Origin of the sequence: Streptomyces sp. NBC_01006 (genome assembly GCF_045162725.1) — a bacterium.
Lineage (GTDB): Bacteria > Actinomycetota > Actinomycetes > Streptomycetales > Streptomycetaceae > Streptomyces.
Window position 1 is genome coordinate 4,440,749 of the sequence record NZ_CP108700.1, and the last position, 16,761, is coordinate 4,457,509.

Sequence of the window (16,761 nt, forward strand, 5' to 3'; positions counted from 1 at the left end):
TAGGGCGCGCCGAGCGGGGAGCACGTAGGCTCGGATTGACCAAGCTGTCCCAGGCTTGGACAGACGTGACGGAGTGAGTGACCTGTGATTCCCGGTGGTGGCCAGCCCAACATGCAGCAGCTGCTGCAGCAGGCCCAGAAGATGCAGCAGGACCTTGCCGCGGCCCAGGAGGCGCTCGCCCAGGCCGAGGTCGAGGGCCAGGCCGGCGGCGGCCTGGTGAAGGCGACCGTCACCGGCTCCGGTGAACTGCGCGCGCTGGTGATCGACCCCAAGGCCGTGGATCCGTCGGACACCGAAACCCTCGCCGACCTGGTCGTCGCGGCGGTCCAGGCGGCCAACGAGAACGCCCAGGCGCTCCAGCAGGAGAAGCTCGGCCCGCTGGCCCAGGGCCTGGGCGGCGGCAGCGGCATCCCCGGCCTCCCGTTCTAGCCCTCCATCCCACCCCCCATAGCGAAAGAAGGCAGTCCGTGTACGAAGGCGTGGTCCAGGACCTGATCGACGAACTGGGCAGGCTGCCCGGCGTCGGGCCCAAGAGCGCGCAGCGGATCGCCTTCCACATCCTGCAGGCCGAGCCCACCGACGTCCGCCGCCTCGCGCACGCGCTGCTGGAGGTCAAGGACAAGGTCCGGTTCTGCGCGGTGTGCGGGAACGTGGCGCAGGAGGAGCGGTGCAACATCTGCCGCGATCCGCGCCGCGACACCACGGTCATCTGCGTGGTGGAGGAGCCGAAGGACGTCGTCGCGATCGAGCGGACCCGCGAGTTCCGGGGCCGGTACCACGTCCTCGGCGGCGCGATCAGCCCGATCGAGGGCGTCGGCCCGGACGACCTGCGCATCCGCGAGCTGCTGGCGCGCCTCGCGGACGGCGAGGTGACCGAGCTGATCCTCGCCACCGACCCGAACCTGGAGGGCGAGGCGACCGCCACGTACCTCGCCCGCATGATCAAGCCCATGGGCCTGAAGGTCACCCGCCTGGCCAGCGGGCTCCCCGTCGGGGGAGATCTGGAGTACGCGGACGAGGTCACGCTCGGGCGGGCCTTTGAAGGAAGGCGACTTCTCGATGTCTGACGCAACGCTGCACGCCCTGGCCCAGGATCCGGACGACTTCGCCGTCCAGATCGCGGACCAGATCGAGTCCTTCATCGTCGCGGTCACCGAGGTGGCCAAGGGCGAGGACCCGGACAGCGCGGTGCCCTTCCTCCTCCTGGAGGTGTCCCAGCTGCTGCTGGCGGGCGGCCGGCTGGGCGCGTACCAGGACGTCCTGCCCGACGAGCGCTACGAGCCCGACCTCGGTCCGGAGCCGGACGTGGACGACCTGCGCGAGCGGTTCGCGATCATGCTGGAGCCGGTCGACGTCTACTCCGAGGTCTTCGACCCGTACGAGCCGCGCAAGGCCCCGGTGGCGCACCGGATCTCCGACGATCTGGCCGACGTGGTGGCCGACCTGCGGCACGGGCTGATCCACCACCAGTCGGGCCGCGTCACGGAGGCGCTGTGGTGGTGGCAGTTCTCGTACTTCACCAACTGGGGCCCGACGGCCTCGGCCACCCTGCGCGCCCTCCAGTCGCTGATCGCGCACGTACGGCTGGACCAGCCGCTGGAGGCCCTGGACGGCCTGGACACCGACGAGGACCTGGCCGAGGACGACCTCGCCGAGCAGGCCGGACGGGTGATGGCCGAGGAAATCGGTGCCCGGCTGGGCCTGCCGGGGAAGTAGGGAGCCGGGACAGCGGGGAACCCGAGCGGGGTACCCGTCGGGCGGGGGAACTCAAACTCCGGTCTGTTCGTCTCATGATGTGGTACGAAGCGGTCGGATCGCGACCGCTCGTTACACTGCACCAGCAATGAGACGGACTGAGCGAGGAGCGCACGTGGGCCTTGTCGTGCAGAAGTACGGAGGCTCCTCCGTAGCCGATGCCGAGGGCATCAAGCGCGTCGCCAAGCGGATCGTGGACGCCAAGAAGAACGGCCACCAGGTGGTCGTCGTGGTTTCCGCGATGGGCGACACGACGGACGAGCTGATCGATCTCGCCGAACAGGTATCCCCGATGCCTGCCGGGCGTGAATTCGACATGCTGCTGACCGCCGGAGAGCGTATCTCCATGGCCCTGCTGGCCATGGCGATCAAAAACCTGGGCCACGAGGCCCAGTCGTTCACCGGCAGCCAGGCAGGCGTCATCACCGACTCGGTCCACAACAAAGCGCGCATCATCGATGTCACGCCGGGCCGTATCCGCACCGCGCTGGACGAGGGCAACATCGCCATCGTCGCCGGCTTCCAGGGCGTGTCGGCGGACAGCAAGGACATCACCACCCTCGGCCGGGGCGGCTCGGACACGACCGCCGTCGCGCTCGCCGCGGCGCTGGACGCCGAGGTCTGCGAGATCTACACCGATGTCGACGGCGTCTTCACCGCGGATCCCCGCGTCGTGAAGAAGGCCCGGAAGATCGACTGGATCTCGTCCGAGGACATGCTGGAGCTCGCCGCCTCCGGTTCCAAGGTGCTGCTGCACCGCTGTGTCGAGTACGCACGCCGATACAACATCCCGATCCACGTCCGCTCGTCCTTCTCGGGACTGCCGGGCACCTGGGTCAGCAACGAGAATCCGCAAGGGGACGAGCAGGTGGAGCACGCCATCATCTCCGGAGTCGCTCACGACGTCTCCGAAGCCAAGATCACGGTCGTCGGCGTACCGGACAAGCCGGGCGAGGCCGCGGCGATCTTCCGCGCCATCGCGGACGCCGAGATCAACATCGACATGATCGTGCAGAACGTGTCCGCCGCGTCCACGGGCCTGACGGACATCTCCTTCACCCTCCCCAAGACCGAGGGCCACAAGGCCATCGACGCGCTGGAGAAGGCCAAGGGCGCCATCGGCTTCGACTCGCTGCGCTACGACGACCAGATCGGCAAGATCTCCCTGGTCGGCGCGGGCATGAAGACGAACCCGGGCGTCACCGCCTCCTTCTTCCAGGCGCTGTCCGACGCGGGCGTCAACATCGAGCTGATCTCGACCTCCGAGATCCGCATCTCGGTAGTGACCCGCCAGGACGACGTCAACGAGGCCGTCCGCGCCGTGCACACGGCCTTCGGCCTCGACTCCGACAGCGACGAGGCCGTCGTCTACGGAGGCACCGGACGATGACCGCCACCCGGTCGACCCCGGCTCCGGCGCTCGCCGTGGTCGGGGCGACCGGAGCAGTCGGCTCCGTGGTGCTCCAGATCCTGTCCCAGCGGGCGGACGTCTGGGGCGACATACGCCTGATCGCCTCCGGGCGCTCGGCCGGCCGCATGCTGGCCGTGCGCGGGCAGGAGTGCGAGGTGCTCGCCCTCACCGAGGACGCCTTCGAGGGCATCGGCCAGGGCGATGTGGTGCTGTTCCTGACTCCGGCCGAGGTCTCTGCCCGCTGGGCCCCGGTCGTCGTCACGCGCGGAGCCGTCGCCGTCGACCAGTCCGCGGCCTTCCGCGAGGACCCCGAGGTGCCGCTGGTGGTGCCCGAGGTCAACGCGCGGGCCGTACGGGTGCGCCCGCGCGGGATCGTCGCGAGCCCGGACTGCGTCACCGCCGCGATGATCGCGACCCTGGGCGCGCTGCACGCCGAGTACGGGCTGGCCGACCTGACCGTGTCCTCGTACCAGGCCGCGAGCGCGGCCGGCCGGGCCGGCTCCGAGGCGCTGCGCCGCCAGCTGTCGCTGGTCGCCGGGACCTCCCTGGGCGAGCAGACCGGGGACGTGCGCCGCGCCGTCGGCGAGGACGCGGGTCCCTTCGCGGCCCCGCTCGCGCTGAACGTGGTGCCGTGGTCCGGCGAGCTGCGCGCGGGCGGCTGGTCCTCGCACGAGCTGGCCGTACGGGCGCAGACCCGCCGGGTCCTGCACCTGGACGCGCTCCCGGTGGCGGTGACCTGCGTGCAGGTGCCCGTGCTGACCGGGCATTCGCTGAGCGTACGGGCGCGGTTCGAGGCCGAGGTGGACGCCTCGGACGCCCGGGAGATCCTGGAGGCCGCGCCCGGCGTGGTCGTGGTGGACGATCCGGCGGCCGGGGAGTTCCCGACTCCGGTGGACGCGGCGGGGACGGATCCGGCGTGGGTGGGGCGGCTGCGGGCCTCGCTCGACGATCCGCGCTCCCTGGAGTTCTTCGTGTGCGCGGACAATCTCCGCAACGGGGCCGCCCTGAACGCCACTCAGATCGCGGAACTGATCGCTGGTGAATTCGCGTAATTCACTTTGTAGGATCAGTGCTGATCCCTTGATCAAGGTGATGGCCTGACTGCCGCCTGGACGGGCGGGGCAATCAGGAAGAGCGGGTACGCATGAGGGCTATGGGGATTTTGCTGGTGAGGCGGCCTCACGCGTACAACCCTGGTGGGGGGACGCGTGTCCAACTGGCGTGGCAGAGGCACTTCTCGACTTCGCCGTCGTACCGGCGCGCAGCGCACTCGGTGCGCCGCTCCGGCCTTCCCGCATGCCCGCGCCCGGCGGGTTCCCGGTGATCCTTCCCGTTCCGCCGGCCGCAGCGCCGATCGCCGTGCCCTCCGCCGTACCGACCCGGGGCGGCCGCGTGCCCGCGCCCCGCGATAGCGCGGAGGCCGCGGGGAGCGGGGAGGAGGCGGCCGCCCAGTCCGCCGTTGCCGCGTCCGGATCCGCGTCCGCTGCCGGCGCCGCGTCCGCGAAGGCCGAGCCTGTGGTCGTCGCGGGCACCACGGTCGACCACCTCACCGAGACCTACCAGGCCCACTACCGCTCGCTGCTCGGCCTGGCCGCGCTGCTCCTCGACGACACCGCCTCCTGCGAGGACGTCGTCCAGGAGGCGTTCATCCGGGTCCACTCGGCGCGCAACCGGGTTCGCGATCGGGACAAGACACTGGCGTATCTGCGCCAGACCGTCGTCAACCTCTCGCGCTCCGCGCTGCGCCGCCGCATCCTCGGCCTCAAGCTGCTCTCGAAGCCGATGCCGGACATGGCCAGTGCCGAAGAGGGCGCGTACGACCAGCTGGAACGGGACGATCTCATCAAGGCGATGCGCGGACTCCAGCGGCGTCAGCGCGAGGTGCTGGTGCTGCGGTACTTCGCGGACATGACGGAGGTCCAGGTCGCCGAGACGCTCGGCGTCTCGCTCGGCTCGGTCAAGGCGTACGGATCGCGGGGCATTGCCGCGCTGCGGGTGGCGATGGAGGCTGCGCAGTCATGATGGACGACCACACCTCGCCGGGCGGGGCGGGCGAGGAACAGGCGCTGCGGAGCCTGCTGCACGGAGCCGTCGAGGGGCTGGAGCCCTCCGAGGGCGCACTGGAGCGGCTGCGGCACGCCGTCCCCGTACGCAGGACCCGCAAGCGGCAGGCTCTCGTCGGGGCGGCTGCGGCCGCGCTGCTGGCCGGTACGGCCATCCCGGCGGCCCTGCACCTGCACATCACCGGCAGCGAGGGTTCCGCCGCCGACCACTCCGCCATGGCCGGGCACGGTGAGCAGCCCGGGACCACGGCCGGTGGCGGCGCCTCCGATCCGCACCAGGACGGTGCGGGCGCGCAGCCCCAGCCCGGCAAGGCCGCCGGCAAGGGCGCGGAGACCAACGGCGCCGGGGCGCGGCCCGACCCGCAAGAGGGCGGAGCCCCGACCGGCGGCGGTACGGCCGGCCCGGACACCGCGGGAGCGACGGCCGGAGCCGGGGCCGGCACCGGCCCGCAGCCCCCGGTGGCGGCGGCGCCCGGAGTGCCCGGGTGCAGCGCGGAGCAGCTCGGGGTGCAGGGCAGCGCCAAGGCCCCGGAGACCGACGGCAAGGTGTACGGCAGTTTCAAGGTCACCAACGTCTCGGCGCGGGGCTGCACGGTCATCGGCCCGGACACCGTGACGGCGGCCTCGGTGTCGGCCACCACGCCCGGCCAGGCCTCGGGGGTCACCGTGGTCGGCCACACGGCGGGGGATCCGGCGGCCGGACTGCCCGACCCGTCGGCGGAGACGCCGCTGCTGCTGCTCCAGCCGTACACGGCGTACGAGGTCCGCTTCGCGTGGGTGCCCTCGGCGCAGTCCTGCCCGGCGGCCACGCCCGACCCGGGGCCCAAGCCCCCGGTGGGCGCCCCGGACAGCGGGCAGGGCACGACGGCCCGTGCCGATGGCCCGGAGCCGGAGACCGGGGCCAAGACCCCGGAGCCGACCGGGGTGGAGGTGACGCACACGCCGCACACGGTGCTGCCGGGCGCGCCGACGACGCAGACGACGATCCCCGCGGCCTGCGGGGGGACGGTCTACCGGACGGGCGTCATTCCGCTGGACGCGCCGAAGCCGTAGCCGTGGCCGTTTCCGTGGCCGTTTCCGTGGACGTGGCCGAAGCCGTGGCCTCGGCGGTCTGCGGCAGCAGCCCCGCCTCGGCATCGCGCAGGGTCTCCACTTCGCGGCGGTAGAGCCGGAACCACATGAACAGCACGAACGCGGCGAAGACGAACCACTCGCCGGTGTAGCCGAGGTTCTGGAAGGCCTTCAGGTCCAGCCCGGTGTTGCTCGGTGCCTGCGCGGGCACCGGGGTCAGCCCGTCGGCCGGGGTCTGCACCGTCAGCCAGGCGTCGTACAGCTCGTACGGCACGAGGTTGACCAGCGAGGCCGCCCCGATCACCCCGAGCTGTCCGGCCGGCAGCCCGCCGTCGGCGTACACGCCCTTGCTGGTGGAGCTCTCCGAGGCCTGGAGCGCGCCCGTCACCTCGACCCGCCCGGTCGGCGCGGCCGGGGCCTTCGCCGGGTCGGCCGCGCCCGGCAGCCAGCCCCGGACCACCGGGACGGCCTTGCCGGAGTCGGTCCTGAGCAGGGTCAGGACGTAGAAGCCGCTCCTGCCGCCCTGCCGCCGCTCGGGGACGAGCAGCTGCTCGGCGTACTCGCCGGAGGCGGAGGCGAGGCGTCCGGAGGTCTTCTTGTCCACCGGGAGCAGCGACTCCAGCGGCGCGGCGGCTTCGGCGGCGGGCCGCCCGGCGGCCGCCTCCTTGTGGCTGTCGACGCGGTCCTCGAACCGGCCGAGCTGCCAGGTCCCCATGAACAGGCAGACGGGAACGGCGAGCGCGACGAAGACGTTGATCCCCCACCAGCGCGGGGTCAGGAGAAACCGGTGCACCCCACCACCGTACGGGGGGTGCACCGGATCACCGGGGCCGGGGCCGCCGCAGGGACCTACTGCGGCAGGTGCTTCTGTACGAACTCCAGCTCCATCCGGACCTGCTTGATCCGCTCCTCCACGACGAGCGAGCCGTGCCCGGCGTCGTACCGGTACACCTCGTGCGCCGCCCCGCGCGCCGCCAGCCGCTCGACGTAGTTCTCGATCTGCCGGATCGGGCAGCGCGGGTCGTTGACGCCCGCCGCGATGTGGACGGGGGCCTTCACCGCGTCGACGTACGTGAGCGGGGAGGACGCCTCGAAGCGGTCCGGGACCTCCTCCGGCGTGCCGCCGAAGAGGGTCCGGTCCAGGGACTTCAGCGCCTCCATCTCGTCGTGGTACGCCGTGACGTAGTCGGCGACGGGTACGGCGGCCAGCCCCACGGCCCAGGCCTCGGGCTGCGTGCCGAGCCCCAGCAGGGCCAGGTAGCCGCCCCAGGAGCCGCCGGAGAGCACGAGGCGCGCCGGGTCGGCCAGGCCGGAGGCCACCGCCCACTCCCGGACCGCCGCGATGTCCTCCAGCTCGATCAGGCCGACGCGGTGCTTGAGGGCGTCGGTCCACTCGCGGCCGTACCCGGTCGAGCCCCGGTAGTTGACCCGGACCACCGCGAACCCGTGGTCCAGCCAGGCCGCCGGGGTCGCCGCGAAGGCGTCGCTGTCGTGCCAGGTCGGCCCGCCGTGCACCTCGAAGATCGTCGGGAAGGGGCCGGTACCGTGGCCCGCGGGCCGCTGCGCCAGCGCGTGGATCCGCCCGCCGGGGCCCTCCACCCACACGTCCTCCACCGGCACCGAGCCGGGCGCCCGGAACCCCGGAGGGTCCAGGACGACCCCGCCCGCGGTGGACCGTACGGCCGAGGGCTCGGCCGCCGAGGACCACTGGTACTCCACGGTGCCGTCGGGCCGGGCCGTCGCCCCGGAGACCGTGCCGGGCGGGGTGGGCACCCTGACGAGCTCCCGCGCGGCCAGTTCGTAGCGCCAGAGCTCGCTGCGCGCCTCGAAGCTGTGCGCGATCAGCAGCGCGGAGCCGTCCGGGTACCACTCGGCGCTGACGTCGCCCGGCAGCTCGATCGCGAGGTCCTGTTCGGCCCCGGTGGCGACGTCCCACACCATCGGCTCCCAGCGGCCGCGCCGCTGGTGGCCGATCAGCAGCCGGGTGTCCCCGGCGACCGGCGCGAAGCCGAGCACCTCCAGGCCCAGCTCCACCGTGCCGCCCCGGGAGTCGTCGAGCTCGGCGACGGTGGCCCCGTCGAGGGTGACCACGCGCAGCGCCGAGTGCATGGCGTCCCCGTGCTCGGTGTGCTCGATCGCGATCAGGGTCCCGTCGTGGGAGAGGTCGCCGACGCCGGCCGACTCCCGGTGCCGGTAGATCACCACGGGCTCCGTGGCGTCCGGCCGCACCACGTGGATGGTCGAGCCGTCCTCGTCGGTGGAGCGGCCGACGACCGAGGTCCCGTCCCGGCCGATGGCCAGCCCGGCGGGGTACGAGGGCTCCAGCCCGGGGGTGGCCGGCTCGTCGGGGCCGCCCCCGAAGGGCTGGCGCACCCAGGTGCCGAACTCGTCGCCGTCGGTGTCGGAGAACCACCAGATCCACTCGCCGTCGGGCGAGAGGGTCCCGTCGGTGGTCCCGTTGGGCCGGTCGGTGGCCTGCCGCCGGCTGCCGGTGGCCCGGTCCCAGGCGTAGAGCTCGTACGTCCCGGTGGCGTTCGAGACGAAGAGCGAGCGGTCCGGGGCGTCCTCGGCCCAGTCGGGCAGCCCGACGCGCGGGGCCCGGAAGCGCTTCTCCCAGTCGGGCACGGCCGTGTTGTCAGTCATACCCCCCATGTAACCCGATTGGCGCTGCCGAATGGTCGTGGCGGACGGGAGGGGGCAGCGTGGGCGGGGTCCCACCCAGCCGTTTTCCAGTTCCAGTGAGGAGTGATCATGGCGAAGCAGCGCAAGGAACAGACTCACGAGGACCGTCGGTCGTCCGACTCCGGGATGCCGAGCAAGCCGGCGATGCTGGTCGAGGACGTGCGCGAGGCGCAGACGATGGCCATGAAGGAGGACCGGATGCGCGAGCAGCAGCGCCGCAAGGGCGGGCGCGGCTGACCCTCTCGCTCCGGACGCGCGGTCCGTCTCCGCGAAGATGCGCTGATCCGATGCACCGGTCGTGGCCCGCGGTTTCCCCGGAAACCGCGGGCCACGGTCGTAGGGTGGCCGCATGCGGATGATCGTCCGGGGCGCCCGGCTGCCACACACCGAGGACCTGTACGACGTCGAGGTCGCCGAGGACGGGCGGATCGCGCGGGTGGTCCCGTACGACGACCAGAAGGAGCCGCCGGCCACCGGCGTGCTGATCGAGGCGCACGGCGGGCTGCTCAGCGCCCCCTTCGTCGAGCCGCACATCCACCTGGACACGGCCCTGACCGCCGGGGAGCCGCGCCCGAACGCCTCCGGGACGCTGTGGGAGGGGATCGCCTGCTGGAGCGAGCGCAAGCGGACCCTGACCCGCGAGGACGTCGTCGCGCGGGCCACGCAGGTGCTGCGCTGGCAGGCGGCCCAGGGCGTGCTGCACGTGCGGACGCACTGCGATGTCACCGACCCCGGGCTCACCGCGCTGGACGCGCTGCTGGAGGTCCGCGACCGGGTCCGCGACTTCATGACCCTGCAGATCGTCGCGTTCCCGCAGGAGGGCATCGTCTCCTTCCCGGACGGCGAGGCGCTGCTGCGCGAGGCGGTCGCCCGCGGCGCCGACGTCGTCGGGGCGATCCCGCACTTCGAGGACACCCGTGAGGACGGGGTCGCGTCGCTGGGCATCGCCTTCGCGGTGGCCGAGGAGCACGGCCTGCGCGTGGACGCCCACTGCGACGAGATCGACGACGAGCAGTCCCGGTTCGTGGAGGTGCTGGCCGCGCTCGCGCTGCGCACGGGGCTGCGGGAGCGGGCGACGGCCTCGCACACGACGGCGATGGGCTCCTACGGCGGTGCGTACAGCTTCAAACTCCAGCGGCTGCTGTCCCGCTCCGGGATCAACCTGGTCTCCAACCCCTTCGCCAACCTCAATCTCCAGGGCCGCTTCGACGGCTACCCCAAGCGGCGCGGCCTCACGCAGGTCAAGGAGATGCTGGCGGCGGGGGTCAACGTGGCCTTCGGCCACGACGACGTGATGGACCCGTGGAACGCGCTCGGCACCGCGAACCCCCTGCAGACCGCCCTCGTCGGGCTGTACGCCGCCCAGCTCACGGGGGCCGACGAGATCCCGGTGGCCTTCGAGATGGTGACGGAGCGCGCGGCGCGGGTGCTGGGGCTGACGGACGCGGAGTACGGCATCGCGGAGGGCGCCCCCGCCTCCTTCGTGCTGCTGCCGGCCGAGACCCCCGCCGAGGCGGTCCGCCGCCAGGTCCGGCCGCGGTACGTGGTCGCGCGGGGGACCGTACTCGCCGAGACCCCGCCGGCGCCGACCCGGCTGAACTGGCCGGGGGAGCCACCGGCCGAGGTGGACTTCCGCCGGTCGTAGGCCGGCGCCCGCTCCGGCGGTAGCCTGCGCGCATGTCGTGGGACGCGTCGGACTCGTGGGCCTCGTGGGACGAGGACGGAACACCGCACCCGCTCGCGCTGCGCCGGACCGGCCGCAGCGAGCAGGAGCCGGACCGGCTGCCCGAGGTGCGGGAGCTGGAGGTGCTCGGCTGGGAGCCCGCGCCCGAGGAAACGCTGTGGGTGTTCCTCCCGTACGTGTGGCCCCCGGCGGCCCGGACCTGGATCCCGGACCGGTCCACCCACTGGGCGGTGGAGACCCGGCTGGACGGCCACGGGCACATCACCGACGTGGAGGCCGCCCCGCTCGCGGACCCCGATCTGCACGACCTCGACCGGGAGGCCGAGGAGGGCCTCGCGGCCCTCGGGCTCCCGCGCCGGCCGCCGGGGCGCCTGTGGCTGCTGCGTCCGCCCGGCTCCCTGCCCACGCTCGGCGCGGTCCTCGACCACCTCCGGGCGGTCGCGCAGGAGCGCGGGGTGGAGGCGGCGCCCTCGGCCGATTTCCTCGCACTGGTCCGCGCCGAACTCGCCTCGCTGGCCGCCGAGTCCGAGACCGATACGTAAGCAACATATAAGGGCGGTACGCCGGTTCGCGCCCTTGCGCCGGTGAAGAACCGGCTCCACCTCGGCCTCGCGGTGGGCGAGATTGCAGCCGCGACCCCGGGAAGGCAAATATTTCTTCCCCGCCGACAGTCCGCGGCGAGGTCGGGTATGGCGAGAATCGGTGGTTTGTGCCCGCATCGATCATGCCCTCCGGGTGCTCCCGCGCGCGGGACCACCATCGCGCGGGCCCGGCCGGGTCCTCCGGGCGCGGTTGATTCCCGCGGCCCAACTGGGCCGTACACGTTTCCTGATGCGCCCTTTACAGACAGTAAACCCCTGAATGTAAAGTCCAATTCGCGCCACCAGATTGTTCTGGACTCAACTGAAGGTTTGTCAATATGCTGGTGCGTGCCGAAGTTCAGTACTTCTGCATGGCCAGCCGATTCTTCGGGTGAGCCGGAATTGGCCCCGGGGTCGGAGATCACCTTTCCGGGGCGTGCCGCCCGTTCCGACGCCGTGGCGGCGATCCAAGGAGAACCAGAGCACGCCGTCATCCGATGATCTCGGTCGCGGCGGGCCGAGACGGGGAAGGGCCGTGCCTCATGACGTATGACACCTCCGGGGTTATCGCCGAGCTCAAGAGCCGCAATCTGCTCCCGGACGCGTACGAGACGGTGTTCGCGAGCGGTTCCCTGATCAGAGGCTGGGGCAACCCCACCAGCGACCTCGACGTCCACGTCGTCACCCGGGACCTCTGGACCAGCACGATCGACGAGACCAACCACGTCGCGCTCGAACCCAACACGCTCCAGTACGAGGGCGCGTTCGTCGACGGCCGCCGGTGGGACGTCGAGTACTGGACCGCGCCCCAGATCGAGCAGGTCCTCTCGAAGGTCTCCCAGGAGCAGTTCGCCGACGGCCAGGGCACCTGGCGCACCCTGAGCTACCACGAGATCGCCATGCTGGAGCGGCTCCCGTACGCCGCGGCCGCCGACGACGGGGCGTGGCTGGAGGGCACCCGCGAGCGGCTCGCCGCCTCGGCCCACCGCTCGGTGCTGATCGTGAACTCGCTCAAGCAGGCCGACAGCTACACGGAGGACGTGGCCGGCCAGATCGCCCGGGGCGATCTGTACAGCGCGGTCATCGCGACGAAGAACGCCTTCAACCACTCGGTGGACGCGCTCCAGGCCAGCCTGGGCCAGTTCGGCTCCCTGTGGCCGAAGTGGCGGGCGCGGCGGATGGAGATCCTCGATCCCGGCCTGCTGCCGTTCGACGCGTACTGGGCCATCGAGACGATGCGCTCCTTCGACCCGGACCACCCGCGCAAGTGGGTCGAGGAGACCATCGCCGTCTGCCAGCGGATCTCCATGGAGGTGTCGGTCTGATGCCGTTCGACGAAGCTCCGCTCGGCAAAGAGCTGCGGGTGGGCCCCGGTTCCGTGGCCTCGCTCCCGCTGAACGTGAAGATCCGCAACCACCGCGGTACGACGGTGGTCGGCGGGTACGAGCACTTCTTCGAGCTGACCGCGTCCGCCGCCCACATCTGGCGGCAGATCGACGGGAAGCGCACCGTGAGCGATATCGCAGCGCTGATCGCCCAGGAATATGACATCGATCAGGAATCCGTGGTGCAGGACATCGTCGAGCTCTTCACGGAACTCGCGCGGCACGATGTCGTGAACATTGCCCAGGGTGATTCCCGGGCCTGAATTCCCTCAGGGGTCACCACCCCTGCTTCTTTTCCCGTGGGTGAGACATTACGGGGGCCATCACATGCTGGACGATCTCCAGTTCGATGTATTCGGTCCGCTGACCGTACGGCGGAACGGAGAATTATTGGAAATTCCGCGGGCCAAACACCGCGTCGTCCTGGCGGCCCTGCTGCTGCACGCCCCCCGCACGCTCACCGCGGAGGAGCTCATCCAGCAGCTGTGGGGCGGGGAACCCCCGCTGACCGCGCGCAAGACCCTCCAGGGCTACATCGCCCGCCTGCGCAAACTGCTGGGCGCCGATGCGGTCGTCAGCCGGGCCTCCGGATACGCGATCGCAATCGGTGCCGAGCGGCTCGACCTCGACCGGTTCAATACCTTCCTGCAGAAGGCGGAACTCACCACCGAACCCGCCGAGCGCGCCCGGCTGTTCCGGTCGGCGATGGAGCAGACCAACGGCACCCCGCTCGTCGACATCCCCTCCGAATACCTCCAACACGGCGACGGGGCGGCCCTGCTTGAACGCTGGCTGAATGCCACGGAAAGCTGGGCCGACGCGGAAATGGCGGTGGGTCGTTACGCCGACGTACTGCCCCGGCTCAGGGCGCTCGTATCGGAACACCCGTTCAGGGAAAGCGCGTGGGGCCGACTCATGACGGCCCTGTACCGGGCCGGCCGCCAGGGCGAGGCCCTCGCCGCCTACCAGGAGGCCCGGCGCCTGCTGGCGGACGAGCTCGGCGTGGAGCCCGGCGAGGAGCTGTGCGCAGCCCACGGGCGGATACTCGCCGGTCCCATCCGGTCCACGGCGGAGCCGGCGCCGCCCCGGCCCGCCCCCGCCGGCCCCCGTCCGGGAGCCGCCGAAGCCGCCGGGCGCCGGGGATGTCCGTACACCCTCCCGCCGCGCCTCGCCGAGTTCGCCCGGCCCGGCATCGAGTCGGACCTGATCCGGCGGCTGCGCGACGTCTCCCGGGAGGGCGCGGAGCGCACGGTCCCGCAGACGCTCAACCTGTACGGGGCCGCCGGAGTCGGCAAGACCACCATGGCGGTCCGCGTCGCCCACGCCGTCAGCCCCGCCTTCCCCGACGGCCAGCTGTACGTCGAGCTCCAGCGCGGCGACGCCTTCCGCGAGCCGGCGGACGTGCTCGGCGAGCTGCTCCGCGCGCTCGGGGCCGCCCCCGGCGCCGTGCCCGACGAGTTCGGCGAACGGGTGGCCCTGTACCGGGGGCTGCTCTCCCACCGGCGCGTGCTGATCGTGCTGGACGGGGCGCGCGACGAGGCGCAGGTACGGCCGCTGCTGCCGGCCTCGCCGACCTGCGCGGCCGTGGTGACCAGCCTGGAGATGCTGTCCACCCTGGGCGGCACCCGGCACGTGCGCCTCGGGCTGCTGACCGCGGAGGAGTCCCGCGAGATCCTGGCCCGGATCCTCGGCCGCGAGCGGGTGGCGGCCGAGGAGGAGGCCGCGCAGGACCTGGTGCGGTACTGCGGCCGGCTGCCGCTGGCGATCCGGATCGTCGGGGCGCGCCTGCTGGAGCGCCCGCACTGGCGGCTGGAGACGCTCGCCCGGCGGCTGGAGTCGGAGCGCAGGAGGCTCGACGAACTGGAGGTCGGCGACCTAGGCGTCCGCGACAGCCTGGCGGTCGGCTACGCCGCGCTGGAGGCACCGGAGCGCAGGGCGTTCCGGCTGCTCAGCCTGCTGGAGATGGCCTCGTTCCCGGTACGGGTGGCCGCCGCCGCGCTGGGGCTGCCGGACGACCGCACGGAGGAGACCCTGGAGCGGCTGACCGCGCAGCACCTGCTGGAGGCCGATTTCGTCAAGGGCAGCGGGGTGCGTTTCTCGTACCACCCGCTGGTCCGGCTGTACGCGCGGGAGCTCACGTTCGACGTGGACCCGATGCGGAGCCGGCACGGCGCGGTGCAGAACGCGCTGGCCGCCTGGTACGCGAGACCGGCCGGAGCGCTGGTCGCGCTGCGGGCCACCCCGTCCGCGAGCGGTCCGGCGGCCCGCGCCGAAGTCGTCGCCGCCGCGAGCCTGTTGCCACCGGAGCTCGGCTTCACCGCCTGAGCCATTGCGAGCTCCCCCCCCACGCCCCGTCCCCCGCCGTGCCGTCCGACGGGGAGATCCGAGGAGAACCGACCTTGATCGAACGCTATTCCACCCCGGAGCTGGCCGAACTCTGGACCGAGGAGCACAAATACGCCACCTGGACGCGCGTCGAGGTACTGGCGACGACCGCCCAGGCCGAACTCGGCGTCGTGGACCAGGGCAGCCTGGACGACATCCGCCGCGCCCCCGTCCCCGCCGTCGCCCGGGTCCGCGAGCTGGAGCTCACCCGCGACCACGAGATCCTCGCGTTCCTCGCGGCCTACACGGAGACGATGCCGACCGCCTCCGCGCGCTGGGTGCACCACGGGATGACGAGCTACGACCTCGTCGACACCGCCCTCGGACACATCCTGGCGCGCTCGTGCGACCACGTGCTGAATGCCGCCCGTACGTTCGCCGAACTGCTCGTGGAGCGCGCCCTGGAGCACTGGGACACGGTGTGCATCGCCCGCACCCACGGCATCCACGCCGAGCCCACCACCTTCGGGCAGAAGCTCGCCGTGCACGCCTTCGCCCTCCACCGCTGCATCGCCCGGCTGACCGCCGCCCGCGCCGCCGTGGCCGTCGGCACCGTCTCCGGGCCCGTCGGCACGTACGCGCACATCTCCCCGTACGTGGAGGAGCGGGTCTGCGGGCAACTCGGGCTCGGCGTCGAGCCGATGCCCACCCAGGTCGTGGCGCGGGACCGGCACGCCGAGCTGCTCTCCGCGCTCGCCGTGACGGGGGCCGTCGTCGAGCAGTTCGCCCTGGAGATGCGGATGCTCCAGCGCACCGAGGTCGGGGAGGTCGACGAGCCGCGCACCAGCGCCTACCAGGGGTCGAGCGCGATGCCGCACAAACGGAACCCGACGACCAGCGAGCGGCTGTGCGGTCTCGCCCGGATCCTGCGCTCCAACGCCGGCGCGGCCTACGAGAACGTGGCCCTGTGGCACGAGCGGGACCTCGCGCACTCCTCCGTGGAGCGGGTCATCCTGCCCGACAGCCTGACCGTGGCCCACTACCAGCTCGTCTCGGCCGCCGGACTCCTGCGCGGGCTGCGGGTGTTCCCCGAGCGCATGGCGCGCAACATCGACGCCACCCGGGGCCTGGTCTACAGCTCCGAGGTGTTCCTGGACCTCGTCGACGGGGGCCGGGACCGCGAGGAGGCCTACCGGCTGGTCCAGGCCGCCGCCACCGAGGCCTGGGAGCGCGGCACGAGCCTGGCCGAGGGCCTCGGCTCCCGCGGTGTGGACGTCACCGCCGATCACATGGACCCGCGGCGCTTCCTCGGAAACCGCGACCACCTCAAATCCCGACTGAACGAACTGAGCAAGGAGCTGCAGCAGCATGTGGAAGTGTGAGCACGTCGTCGGTGCCAGCCTCGACGTCACCGAAGTCACCGCCCTGTACCGCGCGTCCACCCTCGGCGAGCGCCGTCCCGTCGAGGACGTCGAGCGGTTCACCCGGATGCTGGCCGGAGCCAACCTCGTGATCACGGCCCGCCTCGACGGGCGGCTCATCGGCATCGCGCGCTCGATCACCGACGGCTCGTACGTCACGTACCTGAGCGACATCGCCGTGGACGCCGAGTTCCAGCGCCGCGGCGTGGGCCGGGACCTGATCCGCGCCACCCGGGAAGCCGCGCCGCAGGCCAAGCTCGTGCTCCTCTCGGCCCCGGCCGCCGTCGCGTACTACCCGCACCTCGGGTTCAGCCGCCACGAGTCCGCATGGACCCTCGATGCGCTCGGCTGAACCCGGGTCCCGCGGGGCGGGCCGTCCCGCC

The 16,761-nt window shown here is 72.3% G+C and carries 17 protein-coding genes; 15 read left to right on the top strand and 2 right to left on the bottom strand.

All coding sequences use genetic code 11. The annotated features are described in order from the left end of the window. The first annotated feature begins 84 nt into the window (after positions 1–84). The 7 genes from OG509_RS20325 to OG509_RS20355 all read left to right on the top strand — a co-directional run bounded on the left by OG509_RS20325 (position 85) and on the right by OG509_RS20355 (position 6,282). Positions 85–429: a YbaB/EbfC family nucleoid-associated protein gene (locus OG509_RS20325; protein ID WP_385573776.1), complete on the top strand. Its 345-nt coding sequence runs from the start codon at positions 85–87 to the stop codon at positions 427–429. A gap of 38 nt (positions 430–467) precedes the next feature. Beyond that, complete coding sequence (recR, locus tag OG509_RS20330; protein ID WP_030152816.1) at positions 468–1,067, top strand: recombination mediator RecR; 600 nt, start codon at positions 468–470, stop codon at positions 1,065–1,067. Next, complete coding sequence (locus tag OG509_RS20335) at positions 1,060–1,716, top strand: DUF5063 domain-containing protein (protein WP_385573774.1); 657 nt, start codon at positions 1,060–1,062, stop codon at positions 1,714–1,716. The genes recR and OG509_RS20335 overlap by 8 nt, the downstream gene beginning before the upstream one ends. Before the next feature lie 154 nt (positions 1,717–1,870). Beyond that, entirely contained in the window at positions 1,871–3,145 is a 1,275-nt protein-coding gene (locus tag OG509_RS20340; RefSeq protein ID WP_030152812.1) for an aspartate kinase, read from the top strand. Beyond that, positions 3,142–4,218, top strand: a complete 1,077-nt coding sequence (locus OG509_RS20345) for an aspartate-semialdehyde dehydrogenase (RefSeq protein ID WP_406183857.1) — start codon at positions 3,142–3,144, stop codon at positions 4,216–4,218. Before OG509_RS20340 ends, OG509_RS20345 begins: the two co-directional genes overlap by 4 nt. 169 nt (positions 4,219–4,387) lie before the next feature. Further along, positions 4,388–5,188, top strand: a complete 801-nt coding sequence (locus OG509_RS20350) for a SigE family RNA polymerase sigma factor (RefSeq protein ID WP_406183858.1) — start codon at positions 4,388–4,390, stop codon at positions 5,186–5,188. Beyond that, a complete protein-coding gene (locus OG509_RS20355) occupies positions 5,185–6,282 on the top strand; it encodes a hypothetical protein (protein WP_406183859.1) in 1,098 nt (365 codons plus the stop codon). Before OG509_RS20350 ends, OG509_RS20355 begins: the two co-directional genes overlap by 4 nt. Here the strand turns inward: OG509_RS20355 and OG509_RS20360 are convergent. Both OG509_RS20360 and OG509_RS20365 read right to left on the bottom strand, forming a co-directional pair. After that, complete coding sequence (locus tag OG509_RS20360) at positions 6,254–7,093, bottom strand: SURF1 family protein (protein WP_406183860.1); 840 nt, start codon at positions 7,091–7,093, stop codon at positions 6,254–6,256. The genes OG509_RS20355 and OG509_RS20360 overlap by 29 nt on opposite strands. Before the next feature lie 56 nt (positions 7,094–7,149). Beyond that, positions 7,150–8,943, bottom strand: a complete 1,794-nt coding sequence (locus tag OG509_RS20365; RefSeq protein WP_406183861.1) for a prolyl oligopeptidase family serine peptidase — start codon at positions 8,941–8,943, stop codon at positions 7,150–7,152. 108 nt (positions 8,944–9,051) lie between these two features. Between OG509_RS20365 and OG509_RS20370 the strand changes: the two genes are divergently transcribed. The 8 genes from OG509_RS20370 (at position 9,052) to OG509_RS20405 (ending at position 16,730) form a co-directional block, all read left to right on the top strand. Next, positions 9,052–9,219: a hypothetical protein gene (locus OG509_RS20370; protein WP_385573759.1), complete on the top strand. Its 168-nt coding sequence runs from the start codon at positions 9,052–9,054 to the stop codon at positions 9,217–9,219. Between the two features lie 112 nt (positions 9,220–9,331). Beyond that, on the top strand, positions 9,332–10,627 hold the full coding sequence (codA, locus tag OG509_RS20375) for a cytosine deaminase (RefSeq protein WP_403733501.1): 1,296 nt from the start codon (positions 9,332–9,334) through the stop codon (positions 10,625–10,627). Positions 10,628–10,659: 32 nt separating this feature from the next. Further along, on the top strand, positions 10,660–11,208 hold the full coding sequence (locus OG509_RS20380) for a DUF5956 family protein (protein WP_406183863.1): 549 nt from the start codon (positions 10,660–10,662) through the stop codon (positions 11,206–11,208). Between the two features lie 581 nt (positions 11,209–11,789). After that, on the top strand, positions 11,790–12,572 hold the full coding sequence (locus OG509_RS20385) for a hypothetical protein (protein WP_406183864.1): 783 nt from the start codon (positions 11,790–11,792) through the stop codon (positions 12,570–12,572). Further along, positions 12,572–12,895, top strand: a complete 324-nt coding sequence (locus OG509_RS20390) for a PqqD family protein (RefSeq protein WP_406183865.1) — start codon at positions 12,572–12,574, stop codon at positions 12,893–12,895. Before OG509_RS20385 ends, OG509_RS20390 begins: the two co-directional genes overlap by 1 nt. 64 nt (positions 12,896–12,959) lie before the next feature. Further along, positions 12,960–14,957 carry a BTAD domain-containing putative transcriptional regulator gene (locus tag OG509_RS20395; protein WP_406183867.1) on the top strand — a complete coding sequence of 666 codons (1,998 nt, stop codon included), beginning with the start codon at positions 12,960–12,962 and terminating at the stop codon, positions 14,955–14,957. Between the two features lie 74 nt (positions 14,958–15,031). Continuing rightward, positions 15,032–16,339: an adenylosuccinate lyase gene (purB, locus tag OG509_RS20400; protein WP_406183869.1), complete on the top strand. Its 1,308-nt coding sequence runs from the start codon at positions 15,032–15,034 to the stop codon at positions 16,337–16,339. Continuing rightward, positions 16,326–16,730 carry a GNAT family N-acetyltransferase gene (locus OG509_RS20405; protein ID WP_406183870.1) on the top strand — a complete coding sequence of 135 codons (405 nt, stop codon included), beginning with the start codon at positions 16,326–16,328 and terminating at the stop codon, positions 16,728–16,730. Before purB ends, OG509_RS20405 begins: the two co-directional genes overlap by 14 nt. Positions 16,731–16,761: the final 31 nt, after the last annotated feature.